This window comes from Synechocystis sp. FACHB-908 (assembly GCF_014698595.1).
Lineage (GTDB): Bacteria > Cyanobacteriota > Cyanobacteriia > Cyanobacteriales > Microcystaceae > Synechocystis.
In genome coordinates, this window is sequence record NZ_JACJTH010000006.1 from 122,725 (window position 1) to 140,188 (window position 17,464).

Annotated in this window: 17 protein-coding genes; 4 read left to right on the forward strand and 13 right to left on the reverse strand. The window is 48.4% G+C overall.

The features are described 5' to 3' along the window. Nucleotides 1–74: 74 nt before the first annotated feature. From H6G46_RS01340 to H6G46_RS01355, 4 genes are all read right to left on the reverse strand, one after another. Nucleotides 75–1,763, reverse strand: coding sequence for a DUF3352 domain-containing protein (locus H6G46_RS01340; RefSeq protein ID WP_010874201.1), 1,689 nt, complete (start codon nt 1,761–1,763; stop codon nt 75–77). Nucleotides 1,764–2,046: 283 nt separating this feature from the next. Beyond that, nucleotides 2,047–2,535: an SMC-Scp complex subunit ScpB gene (gene scpB / locus H6G46_RS01345; protein ID WP_010874200.1), complete on the reverse strand. Its 489-nt coding sequence runs from the start codon at nt 2,533–2,535 to the stop codon at nt 2,047–2,049. Nucleotides 2,536–2,577: 42 nt separating this feature from the next. After that, nucleotides 2,578–2,898, reverse strand: a complete 321-nt coding sequence (locus tag H6G46_RS01350; protein ID WP_010874199.1) for a hypothetical protein — start codon at nt 2,896–2,898, stop codon at nt 2,578–2,580. Nucleotides 2,899–2,949: 51 nt separating this feature from the next. Continuing rightward, a complete protein-coding gene (locus tag H6G46_RS01355; protein ID WP_010874198.1) occupies nt 2,950–4,389 on the reverse strand; it encodes a cyclic nucleotide-binding domain-containing protein in 1,440 nt (479 codons plus the stop codon). A 304-nt stretch (nt 4,390–4,693) separates the two neighbouring features. On the opposite strand from H6G46_RS01355, the gene H6G46_RS01360 reads away from it, so the two are divergent. After that, a complete protein-coding gene (locus H6G46_RS01360) occupies nt 4,694–4,963 on the forward strand; it encodes an extracellular matrix/biofilm biosynthesis regulator RemA family protein (RefSeq protein ID WP_010874197.1) in 270 nt (89 codons plus the stop codon). Between the two features lie 207 nt (nt 4,964–5,170). Here H6G46_RS01360 and pgeF read toward each other — a convergent pair whose 3' ends face one another. From pgeF to H6G46_RS01380, 4 genes are all read right to left on the reverse strand, one after another. Then, nucleotides 5,171–5,965: a peptidoglycan editing factor PgeF gene (pgeF, locus tag H6G46_RS01365; RefSeq protein ID WP_010874196.1), complete on the reverse strand. Its 795-nt coding sequence runs from the start codon at nt 5,963–5,965 to the stop codon at nt 5,171–5,173. A gap of 177 nt (nt 5,966–6,142) precedes the next feature. After that, the gene (locus H6G46_RS01370) at nt 6,143–6,997 is read right to left on the reverse strand and encodes a TIGR00266 family protein (RefSeq protein WP_010874195.1); all 855 of its coding nucleotides are present in this window, start codon (nt 6,995–6,997) and stop codon (nt 6,143–6,145) included. 53 nt (nt 6,998–7,050) lie between these two features. Further along, a complete protein-coding gene (locus tag H6G46_RS01375) occupies nt 7,051–7,731 on the reverse strand; it encodes a TIGR00266 family protein (protein WP_010874194.1) in 681 nt (226 codons plus the stop codon). A 19-nt stretch (nt 7,732–7,750) separates the two neighbouring features. Then, nucleotides 7,751–8,410, reverse strand: a complete 660-nt coding sequence (locus H6G46_RS01380) for a TIGR00266 family protein (RefSeq protein ID WP_010874193.1) — start codon at nt 8,408–8,410, stop codon at nt 7,751–7,753. A gap of 362 nt (nt 8,411–8,772) precedes the next feature. On the opposite strand from H6G46_RS01380, the gene H6G46_RS01385 reads away from it, so the two are divergent. Together H6G46_RS01385 and larB are read left to right on the forward strand one after the other, a co-directional pair. Beyond that, nucleotides 8,773–9,438 carry a M23 family metallopeptidase gene (locus tag H6G46_RS01385; protein ID WP_010874192.1) on the forward strand — a complete coding sequence of 222 codons (666 nt, stop codon included), beginning with the start codon at nt 8,773–8,775 and terminating at the stop codon, nt 9,436–9,438. 51 nt (nt 9,439–9,489) lie between these two features. Then, nucleotides 9,490–10,293 carry a nickel pincer cofactor biosynthesis protein LarB gene (gene larB / locus H6G46_RS01390; RefSeq protein WP_041426075.1) on the forward strand — a complete coding sequence of 268 codons (804 nt, stop codon included), beginning with the start codon at nt 9,490–9,492 and terminating at the stop codon, nt 10,291–10,293. On the opposite strand, the gene H6G46_RS01395 is transcribed toward larB, so the two are convergent. Both H6G46_RS01395 and H6G46_RS01400 read right to left on the reverse strand, forming a co-directional pair. After that, nucleotides 10,261–10,671 carry a hypothetical protein gene (locus H6G46_RS01395; protein WP_010874190.1) on the reverse strand — a complete coding sequence of 137 codons (411 nt, stop codon included), beginning with the start codon at nt 10,669–10,671 and terminating at the stop codon, nt 10,261–10,263. The genes larB and H6G46_RS01395 overlap by 33 nt on opposite strands. A gap of 280 nt (nt 10,672–10,951) precedes the next feature. After that, the gene (locus H6G46_RS01400) at nt 10,952–13,249 is read right to left on the reverse strand and encodes a hypothetical protein (RefSeq protein ID WP_010874189.1); all 2,298 of its coding nucleotides are present in this window, start codon (nt 13,247–13,249) and stop codon (nt 10,952–10,954) included. 525 nt (nt 13,250–13,774) lie between these two features. Here H6G46_RS01400 and H6G46_RS01405 point away from each other — a divergent pair. Beyond that, nucleotides 13,775–14,821 carry a WD40 repeat domain-containing protein gene (locus H6G46_RS01405; RefSeq protein WP_010874188.1) on the forward strand — a complete coding sequence of 349 codons (1,047 nt, stop codon included), beginning with the start codon at nt 13,775–13,777 and terminating at the stop codon, nt 14,819–14,821. A 29-nt stretch (nt 14,822–14,850) separates the two neighbouring features. Here H6G46_RS01405 and H6G46_RS01410 read toward each other — a convergent pair whose 3' ends face one another. The 3 genes from H6G46_RS01410 to H6G46_RS01420 form a co-directional block, all read right to left on the reverse strand. Further along, the gene (locus H6G46_RS01410) at nt 14,851–16,038 is read right to left on the reverse strand and encodes a glycosyltransferase (RefSeq protein WP_010874187.1); all 1,188 of its coding nucleotides are present in this window, start codon (nt 16,036–16,038) and stop codon (nt 14,851–14,853) included. 8 nt (nt 16,039–16,046) lie between these two features. Continuing rightward, nucleotides 16,047–16,388: an iron-sulfur cluster assembly accessory protein gene (locus H6G46_RS01415; protein ID WP_010874186.1), complete on the reverse strand. Its 342-nt coding sequence runs from the start codon at nt 16,386–16,388 to the stop codon at nt 16,047–16,049. Nucleotides 16,389–16,516: 128 nt separating this feature from the next. Next, nucleotides 16,517–17,293, reverse strand: coding sequence for an RNA polymerase sigma factor SigF (locus H6G46_RS01420; RefSeq protein WP_010874185.1), 777 nt, complete (start codon nt 17,291–17,293; stop codon nt 16,517–16,519). Nucleotides 17,294–17,464 lie beyond the last annotated feature (171 nt).

Genomic DNA, 17,464 nt, shown 5'->3' on the forward strand with positions numbered 1-17,464 from the left:
GGGGCCCAAGGGGGCTTTTAAAACAGGCTCTAAACCTTTGCTCCCAATTCAGATGGCGAGAGCACTTCCCCAAGCTAATCAACCCCCAGATTCAGGTAAATAGTGCTGTTGCTAATGGAAGTGGAGCTAGACTCTTGATTAATGGTTAGGGATCGTAAATTTTTAAACAGAGGTTTGAGCGATAACTCCAATACCCTGAGCACGGGTAATTGTTGGCTAAAAAATGGTTCTCCCCTTTGCCAATCAAGGTAAACGTAACTGTCATCGGGCAAAGTGGACAATGCCTGTTGAAATTCTGGTTGATCAGCCAAGGAAGGACTGGTTTGGTCCAACACTTGGGATAAAGCTTCGAGGGAACTGGCCAAAATTACCCGATCGCCGACTCGGCAATGAACTCCCCTAACTTGGGTTTGTAGGCTGGTAATATTCTGCTTGGCCAGGGTTTGGAGACTAGTCCAAGCCCATACCCGTTGCCCACCCAGGTCCAAAGTTGATAATTGGTAGCCAGCGGCGATCGCCAATTGATCTAGATGTTCCAAAGCTAAGTCAGTGGCGGCGGCATCCAAGTCCTGGGCGGCAAATACCCAATCATTTTGGCTCGGATTAGTTTTGGGCAAAAAGATTAATTGATAATCGCCTTGCACCCAAGGAAAAATATCAGTGGTTAAATCTAAACCTAGGGGCTGTTGCCAATCATAAACTAACTTACTTAAGGCCTGTTGTAGGAGACTATGGGGGGCTAAACCCGTGGCCAACTGTTGCCATTGTTGAGCTAGGTTTTGACCATTAATTACCAAGCTACTGCTGGGGGGTAAGTTAACTAAATTGGTTTTAATGGCAGTTACATTTTCCGCCTTTTCCCCTGGGTTATTGCTAGGTACCCCCGTCAAAGCAGTGTGGGCCACCAATCCCTGGGCTTGGAGAGATAAAGCCACTGTTAAAGTTTGTTCGATCGCCGTTTGGTCAGAATTTTTATCAATGGCAGGTCGCTGGCCAAGCCAAGCGGCAAGGGCAGGAAAATTAGCATAAACTATTCCCAATTTCGGGTTATTTAAACTGGCTAGGGCCTGTTGGTAAGTTGCGGTTTGGGCCAGGCTGAGGGAAGGGGCCTGCAAACTATTTAAAGCCTGGCGCAAAACCTGGGGATGATTGGCAAATAGAACATAGTCCCCCACCACCGCACTGGCCAGTAAATTGCCGTTGGGCACTGGGTTAACGGGGTGTTTATAGGTAATTTTGACTCCTTGGTAACGGTCAAACACCAGGTCCGTATCTCCGGCGATCGCCGCAGTGGCGTAGGACAGTTGCAAAAACTCCCGACTCAGCTCTGGATCCCGGCTGTGGACCACCAGTAAATATCCCGGTTGGGCTCCATTGCTTCCATTGTGGTCGTAATCCAAATCTGTCACCGCTAGGGTAACTTCCTCCCCTAACCAGGGTTTCACCTCTTTGCGATAATCCAGCCCCGTTTTAGCAAGCAAACTCTGCTCCAACTCGGCCAACTCCCGGTGGGATCGACGCCGCCGCCCAGGATTAACTGCCAATTGGGTAAAGGCTTCCAGGCGATCGGGATTAACCAGCAAAGACACCATAATGGGTGACTGGCCAGGAATTAACCCTGGGGCCATGGGACTACGGCTCACCCCTCCCCGGGCTAAATTAAGGGGACTGTGGCCTAGTACCAGGGCAGTACCCCAGCCGGCCACAGCCAATGAAAAAATTGCAACGGCGGCCAGTAGAACGAAAAAAGAACGGGGTTTCACAACGGACTGATACCCTCTTGCGACAATTCCTTCCCATTATCAGGGCTGTCGGCGGCCTTGCCCGATCTTTTTAGCTGTTTTGGCGGGAAAAGTTACGGGGTAAAACTAGTGAGAAAAAGCTCTCTGAGGCAGATTCAGCAAAGTTAACCTCCCGTTCCTAGTCCGTAACCTAGGGTTTCCCCAGCAGTCATATCCATTGGCAATTGTGGGATTAAGTCGATAATGATCAAGCGTGAAACTGGTTTTTGGGGATGGGTTTAAGAAGATCGGATGTTTTTTTTGCTTATTTTGGTTTTTTTTCAGCAAAATCCGCCGGTAAACTATCAATCTCAAAGTATTGGTGAAACTTGTCGGTGATTTCCAGCCAATAGGAGCGTCCTTCCGTTTGCTTTCTTTTGCGGACAAAACCCGTTTCCACCAATTCCTGCACCTGTTGGTACGCTCCACTGCCCCGTAGTTCGATCAAGTCTGTTTGCAGTAGGGGGGATTTAATGGCGATCGCCGCCAAGGTACGGAGGCTCGCGGTGCTGAGATCGGCGGGGACAAAATCTTGGATCAGATGTTGAAAGGCGGCCCGGAGTTGCAGGCTGTAACCCTGGTTAGTTTCCACAATTTCCAGGGCACTGTCCCGGTGAGCATAGTCCTCCATCAACTCCATCAGGGCATCCTCCACGGAGGCCTTTTCCTGACCACTGATGCTGACCAAGTCGGCGATCGCCACCGGTTTAGCCTGGAGATAAAGGATCGCTTCAATGGTGGTGGCAAGACGCATTAGCAGGACAAATTATCGAGGTTGTTTATTTGTTAGCAAGGTCTAGCGGCCAATGAGTTTCATCGCTTGGCCAGGGCATTGCTTGATCACTTCCGGCCGTAGTTTTTGGCGAACATTATCGGCATTTAGCAAATCACGACTACCCACTTCGGCGATTAAATATGCCCTAGCGGCATCCCTGGCCACATCGGGGGATTTACCTTCACTCAAAGCTTGGCAAACAAGTTTGGCCGCCGTTTGTAGCTGGGTCTGGGTCGGTTCCGTAGCCATGGCCGAAAAATTGGGACTCAGAATCAGAACCAAGGGAGCAACAACGATTAAACCAAGGGATGTCAATGCCCCAAAACGAGATCGATTGCCCATAATAACCTCAGGAATAATTAGTAAAAATTGTCCGTCCGTGGTCTTCAGTCCCTAACCAAATAGCCGCTGGAGCCGTTTACGCACCCAGTTCATAATATTACTATCTTCCTCTTCCGAAGTAAGGAGACCCTTGGTGGCCAGTTCTTCTTTGCGGCGCATTAATTCCCCTTGGTGTTCCCCCAACGCATTGATAATAGCTTCACGGAAATCAGGATTGCTTTGTAGCAATTGTTCAAATTGGGGAAATCGCACCACAAACAGGAGAGATTTTTCCTTAGCTTTAACCGAGGCAGTGCGGGGAATGCCCAGCATCAAGGCTAATTCACCAAAGAAACTACCAGGTCCCAAACTCGCCAGTACCCGACCCAGTTTCTCCGTATAGACTTCCACCAGCCCAGAAATGACAATGTAAAAGCCATCGGCTGGATCCCGTTCCCGAAAAAGCACCTCCTCCGATTGCAGGGATTGTAACTGGCCAATTTCCACCAACTGGCGAATTTCCAACTCGTTTAAGCCACTGAAATAGTCACTCGATTTCAAAACCTGACTGAGGGAAATGGTCGGTTCTTGGGGCGCTGGGTCAGACAGGCTGGGCAAATCCAAATCCGGGTGAAAATATTTGGCGATCGCCTCGGGATTTTTAAGCCAGAGTTCCCGTTGGGGCCAAGGGATGCCAATGCCATTGCGCTTAAAGTAAAAGCAAATAGTGTAGCGTAGGGCACTAAGAATTTCCGGATGCTGGCCCATGTATTGCTCTTCAATCCAGACCCAAAGCTCAAATTCCAACGCATTGTCGCCAAAATTCTGGAAAATCACCTGGGCTGGGGGAGTTTTGACCACACAGGCTTGGCTATAGGCACACATCAAAAGGGTTTCCGTCACCAACACCGGATCAGTGCCATAGGCCACCCCCACGGCCACGGTCAAACGCACCGTTTGCGTTTCGTAATGATAGTTAATCACCTGATTTTCGATCAGTAGACTACTGGGCAAAATTACTTTGGAGCCATCCTTGAGTCCCACCACCACGGCCCTGGTGGATACTTCCCGCACATAACCCTGAATGTTCTGAAAGCGGATATAGTCGCCAATTTTGACCTTTTGCTCCACCAGCAGAGTTACCCCACTAACAAAATTACGGGTCACATTTTGCAGACCTAAACCAATCCCTAGCCCAAGGGTGCCCCCCACCACCGTGAGAGAAGAGAGGTTAATGCCACTGGTTTGGAGCATGGCAATGAACAAAAAAGAACCCAAACCATAGCTCAACAAATTGGCCACAATGTAGCGGATGCCTTGTTCATAAATAAAACGCCGTAGAACAATGCTCCGTAAAACCCGATTGAGGTAGTGGGTTAAAACGAATATGGCTAGGGCAGATAGGGCCAACTGGAATAAATCCAAGAGGGAAAGTTGGGTGCGCCCAAAACTTAGGGTGGTGGCGTCGAGGGTATCAAAAATTTTGGCGAAAGCAATGGCAACAAAGGGCATGAAAATTCCATGAAAGTTGACAAAGGGGAGTTTCCGTGGATACAACCGGAAATATTGGGCAATTTGACGATAAATCCGCTGGTTCGTCCTAATTTTCCGGATTAATCTATCTCTGGATAGACGCGGAAAAAGCCCTGAAAGTCGAAAGTAAAAGGAGGGATAGGCTGAAATTGGCCATAATTTAACTCAGTTAGCTAAATTACGGGACAAACAGACATTTACTCTTAAAGGCTAACCATTGCTTCTAATAAATACCTAAGCGATCATTTCCCCCTCTCCTCCCATTTCCCATCCACCCTAATCTATGGAAATTCAACTCATCAACATTGGCTTTGGCAATATTGTTTCTGGCAATCGGGTTGTTGCCATTGTCAGTCCAGAATCCGCTCCCATTAAGAGGATTATCAGCGATGCCAAGGAACGTAGTCAGTTAATTGATGCCACCTATGGCCGACGTACCAGGGCTGTGATCATTATGGACTCTAATCAGGTAATTCTTTCGGCTATTCAACCGGAAACCGTGGCTAACCGTTTTGTGGTGGATAAGGATTTTAAAGAAAATGCGAAAAAGTAATTTGTTAATTTGCTGAACTCTAACGTTGACCTCCTCCTGAACTTTGCAAAACCTCCCAAAGTCTGTAAAAAAGGAGGGGGTGCTGCCGGTACGGAGGTCAAAATATTTGTCGCTCCCTAACTGTAATAGTTGGTCAACATCGCCCCAACCACTAACCAAGGAAAAAATTGAGACGAGGCGTGAGTGATTTCCCATTTTGTCTCCGCGTCAGTAACTGACAATGCCAGACCATTGCACCTCCTTGGTGTGGGTACGGCGATAGGAGAAAAAAAGTTCTTCCATTTGGAAAGTACAGTGGGGGGCCACAGCAATCTGTTCCTGGGCAAAACCTAACTCTAACAGTTGCAATTGATTGATGCGACGCACATCAAGGCGATATTTTTCCGGTTCTGCATCAGGTAACACGGGCGGGTTCACCATGGTGGATAAATGGTCCCATTGCTGTTCTTCTGTCGCTAATTTTTGTACTGCTTGCACACTTTGCCCCACTTCCAAGGCCACCCAGGGATCGACTTGATACACCTCTCCGGCGATCGCCGGGCCTAGGGCAACCCGTAAATCCTTTAACTCACTACCCAGGGCCAGAAATTTATCGATGGTTTTGGGCACAATTCTGGCTTTGGTCCCCCGCCAGCCTGCATGAATCGCCGCCACACGTTTACCAATCAAATCGCCAATCAATACCGGGGTACAGTCCGCACTGGCCACCCAGACCCCTTGGTGGGGAGCGTCGCTAATGATGCCATCCGCTGGGGGATGGGTACTGTCTGGGGCCAAGGGAGTTTGGCCAATTTCCGTTGCCGTTAGGGTTACGTCCCCATGAACCTGTTTGACCCGGAAAGCTTTTCCTTGGGGATCAAGATAGGTGATCAGTTGTTCGGGCAATTGGGGATAGAAGGCTCTGGTGAAAAAGGCATGGGGCCAGGGAGCCAACAAAGCACAGGTGAGATAGGGTGAACCATTGATGTTCTGCCATCCCCAGAGATCGTCCCCCATTGTCATCGGTCTAGCCAAAAAAGTTGTGATGTTTGTAGTGGTTTTAATTTCGACTGCGGATCAAAAGTGGTGTGAGTTTCCGCTCTAATTCGTTGAAGCAAAAGCTTATTTTTAATGCCCATAACCTAATTTCACCTGGTAATCCTACCATGGCCCAAGTCCTCCGTAAATGCGTTGATCCCCCTAATTCAGTCGGGGAAAACGTAAATTGAGCAAAATTGATTGGACATAGTTCAAAAAGCTATTGGCCTGACGGGCCTGGAGCCAAATTTTCCCCTGGCCAGTGAAGCGGCACAATCTACCCTTACCACCCCACACGTCCCCCCGTAGGCGATCGACGGCGAGCCCCTCCTGTTTAGTCATTTGGTAATCCAGGGTATCTTCAAATGCAACAATGTAATCGGGATTATAGGCCAGATCGCCGTTCATGGAAACCTGCACCAAACCACCATAAAGACTGAACCACAAATCCCCCTGTCCGACTAAACGCAATAAAAAACTCTCACTATCGTTATAAAAATGCTTCATACTGGCGAAATTAGTGTCAATTTTCACCGTTGGTTGGCAGGCCAGGAAGTTATCTGCCCGGAGATAAATACCTTTTTCTGTGGTTAAAAAATAATGACAAATATCCCCCGGTAGGGCTGGCGCCAATTGCAGGTGGCCAACGCTTTGTTCTGCCGTAAATTGGTTAAGAAATAGGGTATCTATCCCTAGGGCTTTACGGAGGACATCCAACAATCCCCCCCGCAATTTGTTAACAAAGAGAACAGAACGGTCCATGGCAGTGACTACATTGGCATCAACAAGGACAATTTGACCGGGCTTCAGGGTCAGCTCCAGGGTGGCGTACAGGGCATGGCCATTAATGCTGTAGGGAAGATTAAATTCATCATCTGTAGGACGTACCTGGTTATCTCCCCCTGCTTCCCGGGGATGGGCAAAGAGATGTTGGGTGTAATCCTCTTCCAAATCCTCCTCAGGGTCGATCTGTTCTAGACTTTCTTCGAGCTTTTCTAGGGATTCTTCTTCCATCATGGCGGGCAGATTTCAGTTACAGGGCAATGATATTAGTGGTTTCGGTTTATGATTTAGCGCAGTTTGAAGTTTTCCGGTTTGAGTTGGCGACCCACTTCCCGAGCAAAATTCCGAGGACCATGGGTTTGGCAAAAAATTGTACCTGTGCCACTGAATTCATAGAGGATTTCTTGGTTGGGCACCAGACGTTTGGGCCAGGGACGCAACTCTTGATACGGCTTAACTTTGAGGCTGTTATCAAAGGCCACCACATGGTCGGAGTTGACAATTTGTTTGCCATTCACTTCCAGGGAATACATGGCCCCAAAGGAGCTGATTAACACATCTCCAACGCCCACCAAACTCAGCCAGGAATAGGGTTCTTTCTTGGCGGCGGATTTGTAGCCCATGAAAATGTCCACCTTGCCATCGGATGCTAGGTAGGAGCTTTGGCGGACAATTAATTTCCTCCCGCCCAGTTGATAGTGCCCCAGGTTTCCCACTAGGGGAGGGGCCAGGTAAATTTCACCGCCATTTTCCCCGGTTCGATAATTGTTTAAAAACATGGTTTTAACTTGATTGCCCCGGCTACTCTGTTTCCCTGCTCCATCGCTAGTGCGCCGCACGGAACTTTGCACCGTAATGTCGGGACTCATGGCAATTAAAGAACCATGCTGGGCTGCTAATTCTTCATTGGCCTCCAGAAGTACCCTGGCGATCGCCGTTTGGGGGGAATTGAGAAGTTTAATGTTCATAGGGCGGGCAAAGAAAAAATCAGCGCAGTCGGAGCCGGATAAAACGGCCTAAACTGCTCAAGCTACGGGATTGCCAATAGAGGTTGCCGGAGCCCTTTAGAAGGGAACTCAGCCCCCGACCGGACTGGAGATCACCAACAATACCCCGGGGAAAATTAACTTTGAGCTTGAGCTTGGGCTGAAACGCTACTAAATGAGAGTGCTCCACCACAAAACTCTGGGGGCAGGACAACTGGTTAAGGGTGCCGTAGCTACCAAGGAAGACGCGGCCTTTACCTTGGAGTTTCAAACCGAATAAACCCTGCCCCCCCCACCAACTGGATAGACCGAGCCAATACACCCCCATATTGACGCCGCTGGTATGGGCAACATGTACTCCTGGATTGATGACTATGCCATTTTTGGGTAAGTCTAGCCTGGTCAAATTTCCTGGTAAGGCTTTGCCTAGGGTAAAACTTAACGGTTGATCGCTGGGATTATGGATGGCATTAACCATTAAGTTTTCTTTACCCAATAAAAACCGAGCCAAGGCCCGGAGCCAGCCTCCACCACAAACCCGACTAACGACCAATCCCCCATCCATGCTAATTAGGGAACCGGGGTTAATGTAGAGCCGTTCCTTGGGTTTGAGCGTAACGGCCAACACCGAGTTGGGATAGTGGCGAATTTTGTAGAGCACGGCTCAGCGGGGGGCGGAAGAACAACAACAACGGAGCAAGATAGACTGTATTTTTAACTAGTTAACCTCAATCTATACCAAACCAAGCCCAATTTAACTGGTCTTAAAGCCTAAAGTTAATGGTCTAGGAGAATACTGGAAAAGTAAGATTTTCTAGAGAAGAATCTTTTTGCAATCCTCTTTCCATCCAGAAGACTTTTGCTAGATCTTTCCTCATTACGGACGACAGGGGCATTAATGGGCATTTTCGTGCTTTTTACCCACACCCAGGTATGCCTCCAGAGATAAATAAGTTGACCTTCGCCAGGGAACAATTCTAGGCATACACTAGGGAGCAGTGTGAAACGTGTGAGGATTGTGCTATGAACTCTTTCTGGCGAACTTGTCGTCAAAAGCATTGGTTAAGTAGAAATTTATCCAGGCCCAGGGTCAGAAAATGCCGACTATGGTCGTTAATATCTCTCCTCGCTCTGGTTATGGCCAGTAGCACCTTGACCATTGCTTTGGCCTCCAATAACCAGGTTGCTGCTCAATATGCTCCAGTGGCTACCAGTTCCACCAACCCTTGGCAGTATGCTTCTTTCCCGGTGGAAAATTTCCAGCAATATACTTCTGGGTTTGGTCCCCGCCGAGCCCCCACCGCTGGGGCTAGCACTTTCCACAATGGCTTGGATTTGGCTGCGCCCCTGGGCAGTTACATACGCAATTGGTGGCATGGCACAGTGGTGGAAATGTCCGACCATACCGGTTGCGGCACCATGGTTCGCATTCAGTCCGGCCCTTGGCAGCACACTTACTGTCATTTAATGGGCGGGGTGGAAGTGCATCAGGGGCAACGGTATTTGGTCGATCGCCAGGGGGGCATTGTGCTCCAACAGGGACAACAGGTGGTGGCGGGGATGCGCATTGGTCGGGTGGGCATGACGGGAAGAACCACAGGGCCCCATCTCCATTGGGAACTGCGCCATAACGGAGTTTTAGTAGATCCGGCTCTGGTACTACAGGCCATGTACGGCGGGGCAACCTAGCCCAAATAGTCCAGAATGGTCAGTGGCCCTGTTTTTCAGTTTTCTGCACCGATGACCCCAGATTCCCTCCAACAATTGCTCACGGCGATCGCCAGTGGCCACATCAGTAGCCAAGAGGGTTTTGAGCAGCTTAAACACCTCAGTTTCCAGGCGATCGATGATTTTGCCAAAGTGGATCATCAGCGGCAACTGCGGACGGGTTTTCCAGAAGTTGTGTGGGGCCCAGGCAAAACCCCAGAACAAATTGAGCAGATTATCCAGGTCTTAGCAGTGCATAATCCGGTGGTGCTAGTGACCAGGGTGGAGCCGGAGGTGGCGGATCTCCTTGGCGATCGCATTCCTCTATTGCAGTACTATCCCCAAGCTCGCATTTGTGCCCTGGTGCAAACCCCTTTACAAATTAAATATTCCGGTACCATTGGCGTTCTCAGTGCAGGTACAGCGGATTTACCCGTGGCGGAGGAAGCGGCCATCACTGCCAGCCTCTGCGGGTTCAAAGTGGAGAAACTCTGGGACGTGGGAGTTGCCGGCATTCACCGACTGTTGAGCCATCGAGAATTAATCCAAGCCATGGATGTGTTGATTGTGGTGGCCGGTATGGAAGGGGCTTTGCCCAGTGTGGTGGCGGGATTAGTGGACTGTCCTGTGATTGGCGTACCCACCAGCGTCGGTTATGGCACCAGTTTCGGCGGCGTGGCTCCCCTGTTAACCATGCTCAATTCCTGTGCAGTGGGGGTGGGGGTAGTCAATATTGACAACGGCTTTGGAGCGGCCATGTTGGCAGGACAAATTCTCCGCACGGTTGATCGCCTGCAATCAAAATCAACTATGGCCAACGGTGGGCAGGGCGGCTAAAAATACTTCCACGCAATGGCGAGCTTTATGGTCTAATTTCGTCCAATCCACTTCCCCTTGGTCGTTAAATAAGTCCTGGTCTATTTCCACTGCCAAAGCCTGATTATTCTCCGGCAAGTTATCCCCAAAGGGCTGGGCTTGATAATTGGCAAAGCAGACTTGAAAGCATAAATCCCAAATGTTAACTCCGTAGGTTTGCCCCTCATTTTCCAGAATTAACCGATGGCCTGGGATGGGTTCCTGCACCTCCTCGTAGCGACTGCGCCAGGGACAACTTTCCAAACCTTGTCGCAGATGGTCAATGGTGCGAATCAGAGCTGGTTGCATCAGGCAATCTGCCTGTTCCCAGGCCTGGACAGTGGCAAATTCAGGTTTCATTGGTTTGATAAATTGAGATGTTTTGCGTTCAACCCTGCCATGGTACCAGTCACCATAATCCGGGGTTATGGAGTTATAGGGAGACTGAAGGGGATTTTTGTCGGTTAGAAGACTCTGTTTTTAAAGTTTTTAAAATAAATTCCTTGGTGAAAGTTAACAGACTCAGATTGGAAAGTTTCATTCCGCCCTCTAAATCGACCCACTAAAGCTCCGGCAATAATGGAGGACTTTCACTCAGTTTTCCCCCAAATTCGGGGGGCCGCGGGGTCTTGCAAACAGCCTAAAGCCTTAGGGTCAAACCCAAATAGAGGCCATTCAAATTCAGGGAAAAATCAAAACCATCGTCGCCACTGCCCTGTCCATACTTCAAACTATAAAATTTGTAACCTAGCTGGATGGCCACATTTTCTCTTACATAGTAATCTAGTCCTAAAATGGCGTTCCAATTCCAATCCGCCTCCCCCGATAGGTCAAAGCCGGACACATCCCCCCGGAGCCAAAGGGCCAAAGTATCCGTCAACTGCACCCCCAATTTTCCCCCCACTAAGGGATTAATCCAAGTGCGGCTAGCGGTTTCATTAATTTGGAATTGTCCCGCCAGGGAAACTAGGGAGCTGTTATAGCGGTAGTTAGTGGTCTGGTCCAGGGCAAAGCTGAGATTGATCAACCTGGCTCCGATGTAGGGTTCAAACCACCACTGGGGATAACTTCTGCTCTGGCTTCCTGAACCGTAAACAGGACGGGCGTCGCCAAAATGGTAGCTAATGGCTAGATCAACGGTAGTTTCGCTGACGGATAGCTCGGTGTTGGTATCAATGGTTAAATCCCGTTGCCCTGCCCCGTAAAGTTCAGTCCGAATGGCGGCAATTACTTGCTCTTCATTGGCCAAAATTTGGTCTAGTTTGGCTAAATCTTGTAAGGCATCGGCAAAATTTGCATTATTTTTGAGCGATTGCAACTTGGCCAGTGCTTCTTGCAATTGAATCAAGTTTTCCTTGGCATTACTGTCTTGGAGGATTTGAATAATTTCCCCTAGATGGGAATCCTTAATTTTCTCTAGATTGGCGATCGCCTCCCGCACTTGTCCCACTTTTTCCCTAGTTTCCGCCAATTTTTTCTGCAATGCCCCTAGATCTTCCCTGGAACGAAGATTAGCAATGCGCGTTTGAATTTCCGTCTGTAAGGCACGCACTGCCTCCAACTTATCCTGGGCAGTTTCCATCCGGTCGATGATATTTTCCAAAGTGGAACGGTCCCGATCGCCCTCAATTTCCTTTATTTTATCTAGGCCCCCCAGGGCAATTTTGGCCAAATCCCGACGGTCAATTTCTTCGAGGGGCAATGTGGCCAGCAATTCTCTAGTTTCTTCCCTCAGGTTTTGCAACTGGGCAGCAAAGGTTTGAATTTCCGTCACCCGTTGTTGCACTCGGTCCTCCAGACGATCAATAGAACCAATGGCATTGTCCCGAAAACCCTGGGCAGCAGCTAGGACGGTCTGGAGTTGGGCTAATTTTTGTTCGATTTCCCGTTCCCCAAGGTTGCCCTCCTCCACCATCTTTTTCAGTTCGTTAATTTGTTCCGCCCAAGCCCCAATAGCTTCCCGGTCAATGGCATTACCCAAGGCTTGCAATGCTTCAATTTTGGCCGAAGCTGAGGCGATCGCCGCCATTAACTCCTGGCGATCGGGAGCTGCATTGCGCACCAGTTCAAACTCAGATTGAATTTGGTCTAGACTTTGGTTAATATCACTTTTCTTTTGCTGTAAAATATCAGACTGGTCGACAAGAATGTCACTAATTCCATTCAAACGATTATTGATATCTGTGTTGAGTAAATAATTAATTGGACTAAAAGATGCTAAGCCAGTAAAATTGTCCCGTTGATTGGTGGTAGCTCCCTGCAAATTATAATAAAATCCATCCAAAATAATGCCCCAGTTACCGTGCCAAGCTTCGACTCTTCCCCCAGCATAAACTGTTAATTTTTCCAGTATGTCCGCAGTGGTAAGGTGATAATCACCCTGAACTCTCCTAATTCTGGCTGACCCATAGGCATTAATGGGTAGGATGGCACCGGGGGTAATAAAAATTTGCCAACCGTCATTTTGGGCAGTGTCAGCTATTGGGTTGGGGCTAAGCTGTTCACTATTTTCTGTGTTGGTCGACTGTTGGGTAATACTCTCCGGATAGGAACTTTTTTCTGGAGTTATGGCTGGCAAAAAATCTTGTTCTCCTTCTTTTGTTGGCTCAGTTAATGCTTGGCTTGTAAGCTGTACCAACTGTGTTGACTGGCCCCTTAAATCCTCCGTGGTTAGGGTGCTGGAGGTCAAGCTATGGGAATAATCTACGGAAGTTTGCCATGGCTCTTGATTTGATTCAGCGGCTCTTAAATCGGCAATATTTTCTACTATAAATGGCTCTAATCTGATTGTCTTTTCCAATGGGAAGTCATCATTTAATTCTGCCGTGGTAGGGGTAAAGTTAGTAAAATTGAGAACTTCATTGGCTAAAACAGGGCAGGGAATTATTCCTGGTAAACTGAACGTGGTGAAATAAAGTAGCCAATGAAAAAGTTTCATATATTTTAATAGTCAAAAATAGATCAAAAGATATTGAACCGGTCTGAATAAATCAATTAAATATAAACCACTTGATTAACCAATGACAAATAATTGATCAGTCCGCTAATTAAGAGCCTGTTTTGCAAGCCCCCCTGACTCCCCAAATTTGGAGAAAAACTGAGTGAAAGTTTCCTAGCATTGCCGAAGCCTTAGTCAGGAGATTTGGGGATCAAAATAAAACTTTGTAAACACATTCTAGGTTAAGTTAGGGCTAATGTTGCCAAATGTATATGATTTATTGATATTTTTTAAAATAGTACTCCCAAGATAAATTGCCTGAGAATGTGTTGGAAGAGTCTAGAAGTGATAATCAATTGTTCCTATCCGTCCCATCAAAAAGGAGGATTAGCAAAAATTATTTATTATCAACAGATTTTTAGGGGGTCGGTTGAGAAGATGGACTAAAACCTTATAAAAAGACTTTAAGTAACGCTTATTATAATCAAGTAAGCGAACGTTTTAGTAACTTAACTATTTTTTAAGATGAACAACTATTTCCCTCGATTGAAACAATTTTCTGCCCCTGCTACATTTTTTTTGACCGTTGCTTGCCTAGTTTATCCAGGCGAGAATGCCCACGCTAATGCCAGCACCCCTAACCCATACACAGTTGCTCAAACTACGGCCAGTCCGTCGGTGGCAGTGGAAAATCTGAGCGGTTTTCAAGGCATTATCACTGCCCTCAACATCACCCCTGATGGTAAATATTTGGCTGTGGCTACGGCGGATAACCAAATCACCCTGATTGATTTAGCTAACCAAGAAGTGGTTTATAGCCAAAGGAGTCCCGTCAATAATTTTGCTGATTTAGCCATTAGTGCCGATGGTCAATGGTTGGCGATCGCCGCTGACAATAATGTTGATGTGCGCCGGGTTCGGGATGGCATGAGGGTTGAAACCCTGGTTGGCCACACGGATAAGGTCAGTGGTGTGGCCTTTAGTCCCGACGGAGAAACTATTGTGAGCGTTAGTGGTGGCGATCGCACCATTCGCATTTGGGAAAGGGCATCGGGCAACTTGATACAAACCCTAGCGGATAACCTCGGCCCTACTACCAGCGTTGTGTTCACCCCCGACGGCAGTCAATTTATCACCGGGGCGATCGGCCAGGACCGCACCATTAAATTTTGGGATGCCAACACCTTTGAATTACTGGGCACTTCTCCCCAACAGCCAGGTTTCATCAACGGCTTAGCTGTGACCCCCGATGGCAGAAAACTGGTAGGAGCGGTGCGGAATTTTGTTAAAGCTTGGAACTTAGCCGATGCCAAAGAGTTGTTTTCCGTCAGAGGCCCCAGTTTAGAAATTAATACCATCGCCGTTTCCCCCAATAATCGCTGGGTAGCTACTGCGAACAAAGAAGGAACCATTATGATCTTCGATTTAGCCAACGGCAAACAGGTTACTACCCTGAGGGGTCACCAAGGCTGGGTTCTTTCCCTAGCTTTTAGTCCCGACGGCAATACCCTCTACAGCGGTGCGGAGGACAAAACCGTAAAAATCTGGGACCTCAGTGCCCTTGCCCGATAACTGGGGAGTTTTCCTGGGGGTCGAAAAAATCAAGACCCCTGGGGATAAATCCGACCTTTCCAACCGCCGCCCTGGCCTCGCCAATGTTGCCAAGCAGAATCCAGGGTCATGAGGCTATATAACAGGGCAATCAACGGTAGGGTTAAACCCCAAAGCCAGGAGCGCCCATAGAATTTCAGGGTCGGGCCATAGGCGATCGCCATTAGCATCCAGGTGAAAGCTCCCAATAGGGCCAGGGGAGCATTACCCCAAATTATTGCCAATATTAGGGCTATGGGGGCAGTCAAATAGACCAAAGCCATGCCAAGCAAAGTCCCCAGCAACAGCAAAGGATTGTAATTCAGTTGGGTATAGGCAGTGCGGCTGACCATCTGCCAAATGGTTTCTAGGCTGTCGTAGGGCCGCAAGCTCCAATTTGCCCTAGTTAGCCCCAACCAAATGGGTAATTTTTGGGCTTTTACCTTTTGGGCTAAGGTGCAGTCGTCAATTAACGCTTCCTTCAGAGCTCCAATACCGCCAATGGTTTGTAGGGCTGACCGTTGCATGAGAATACAGCCCCCCGCCGCCGCCGCCGTTTGACGTTGGGGATTATTAACTAAAGGGAAAGGATAAAGCTTTTGAAAGAAAAAAATAAAGGCTGGAATTAGCAATTTTTCCCAAACACTCTCACAGCGCAACAGCACCATCAGGGATACCAGGGCTAAATTGTCCCGTTGGGCTTTTTCCACCAAGGCTGTAATGGTTTGGGGACCATGGGCAATGTCCGCATCGGTGAGAAAAATGTACTCCGGCCAGGAATCTGAACCTTTTTTTTTCAACTGTACTGTTTGCCATCCCTGTTCCACGGCCCACAATTTTCCCGACCATCCAGGGGGTAACGGCTGCCCCGACACCACTTCCAGGCGATCGCCATGGCCTAGACCGCTGGCAATACGTTGGGCCACGGCCCCGGTGCCATCACTGCTTTGGTCATCCACCAAAATAATTTTTAACGGGCCTGGATAATGCTGTTCCAACAAACTGGGCAAACTTTGACCCAATACGCTCGCCTCATCCCGAGCCGGAATAATGGCCGCTACGGAGGGATATGCTTGTAAAGTTGATGGGCGATCAAAGTTTAAAACCTGATCACAACGCCAAAAGTTTCCCCAACCAACCAATAGAAAGCACCAAATCAGGCAGGAGATTGCGGTAATTGCCAAGACAAAGGTGACCATTTGTCCGCCTACAAATTCTTTTCTAAATTAGGAGCAAAGGACAAGCTGCAACTACACACCTGGGCAGCATTGGGATTGGTGAAACGAAATCCTCCCCCCATTAAATCCTCGGCATAGTCTAATTTGAGATTGTGGAGGTAACCTGCACTCTGGCTATCCACCAGCACCGTCACACCGCCACTTTCATACTCCAAATCGTCAGCGGTAATTTCCGGCACAAAATCCAAATGGTATAACCAACCGGCGCACCCTCCGGGCCTGACCGCCAAACGAAAATGGTGGCGGGTTAGTTGGCGACTGTGTTGCAATCGTTTAATTTCCTGGGCGGCACTGGGGGTCAATTGCAGCATAGGTTAACACAATGGCTCAAAACAAAATGGAAAAGTTAGACATAAAGCTCCATTTGCCATACTACCAGGGCGATCGCCGACCTTGGCTGAATTTTTGCTACTTACTACTGGAGATAGACTCTAAACAGTTAAAAAATTTCCGTATTTAAGGCTTTTTTCAGAGCCCCAATGCCCTGTTTAATGCGACGGGAAACGGTAATCACACTAACCCCCATCATTTCGGCGGCTTCCTTGTGGGTAAAGTCGTGGAGAAAAACAAATTCCACAATGCGGCGGGTACGTTCTTCCAAACCGGCTAAGGCCTGTTGCAGACGGATTTGATCTTCCTGGCTGAGTTGAAAACTACGGAATTCGTGGTGGGCTAAACAATCCCCCAGATTAACTTGTCCTTCATCGTCGCCATTTACCTTGGTGTCCAAACTCACCAGTTCACGATTCTGCAGCGCCAGTTTGGTTTCCTGCCAGTCCGCCAGGGGCACTGCTAAAATTTGTGCAATTTCCTCGTCCGTGGCCGCCCGGTCATATTTGAGGCGAAATTCCTGCTGGACGGCGATCGCCTGACGACCCAAATCTAACCAACGCCGGGGAATACGAACACAGTTACTTTTATCCCGCAGAAAATGCTGGATTTCTCCCCGCACATAGGGAATGGCAAAGGAGCTAAAGGCATTGCCCTTACTCACATCAAACCGTTCAATGGCTCGGATCAGACCCAAACACCCCACCTGGGACAAATCCTCAAAACTTTCATTGCACTGGGCCGTCCAATGGTGCGCTTCCTTTCTCACCAGACCCAGATTGACTTCCATAATCCGATTACGCACGCCAATATCGTGGGACTCTGCGTAGATTTTGAACAGTCTCAGAGTCTCAAGTTTGAGGCTTTCGCTGGTGGCATTGGTCATGGTTTTAGGTTTGGGCGACTCTAATCAACTTTACCGATGGTTGGACTCTGCCTACATCAGCAAATACATGGAGAAAATTGGAAAAAATAAAAACTTTCTGCCAACCGATGCCCTAGGCAATGCTAATGAAAATAAGCTTTGTTTAGGTTTGGGCATCATCCTCTCCCCTGC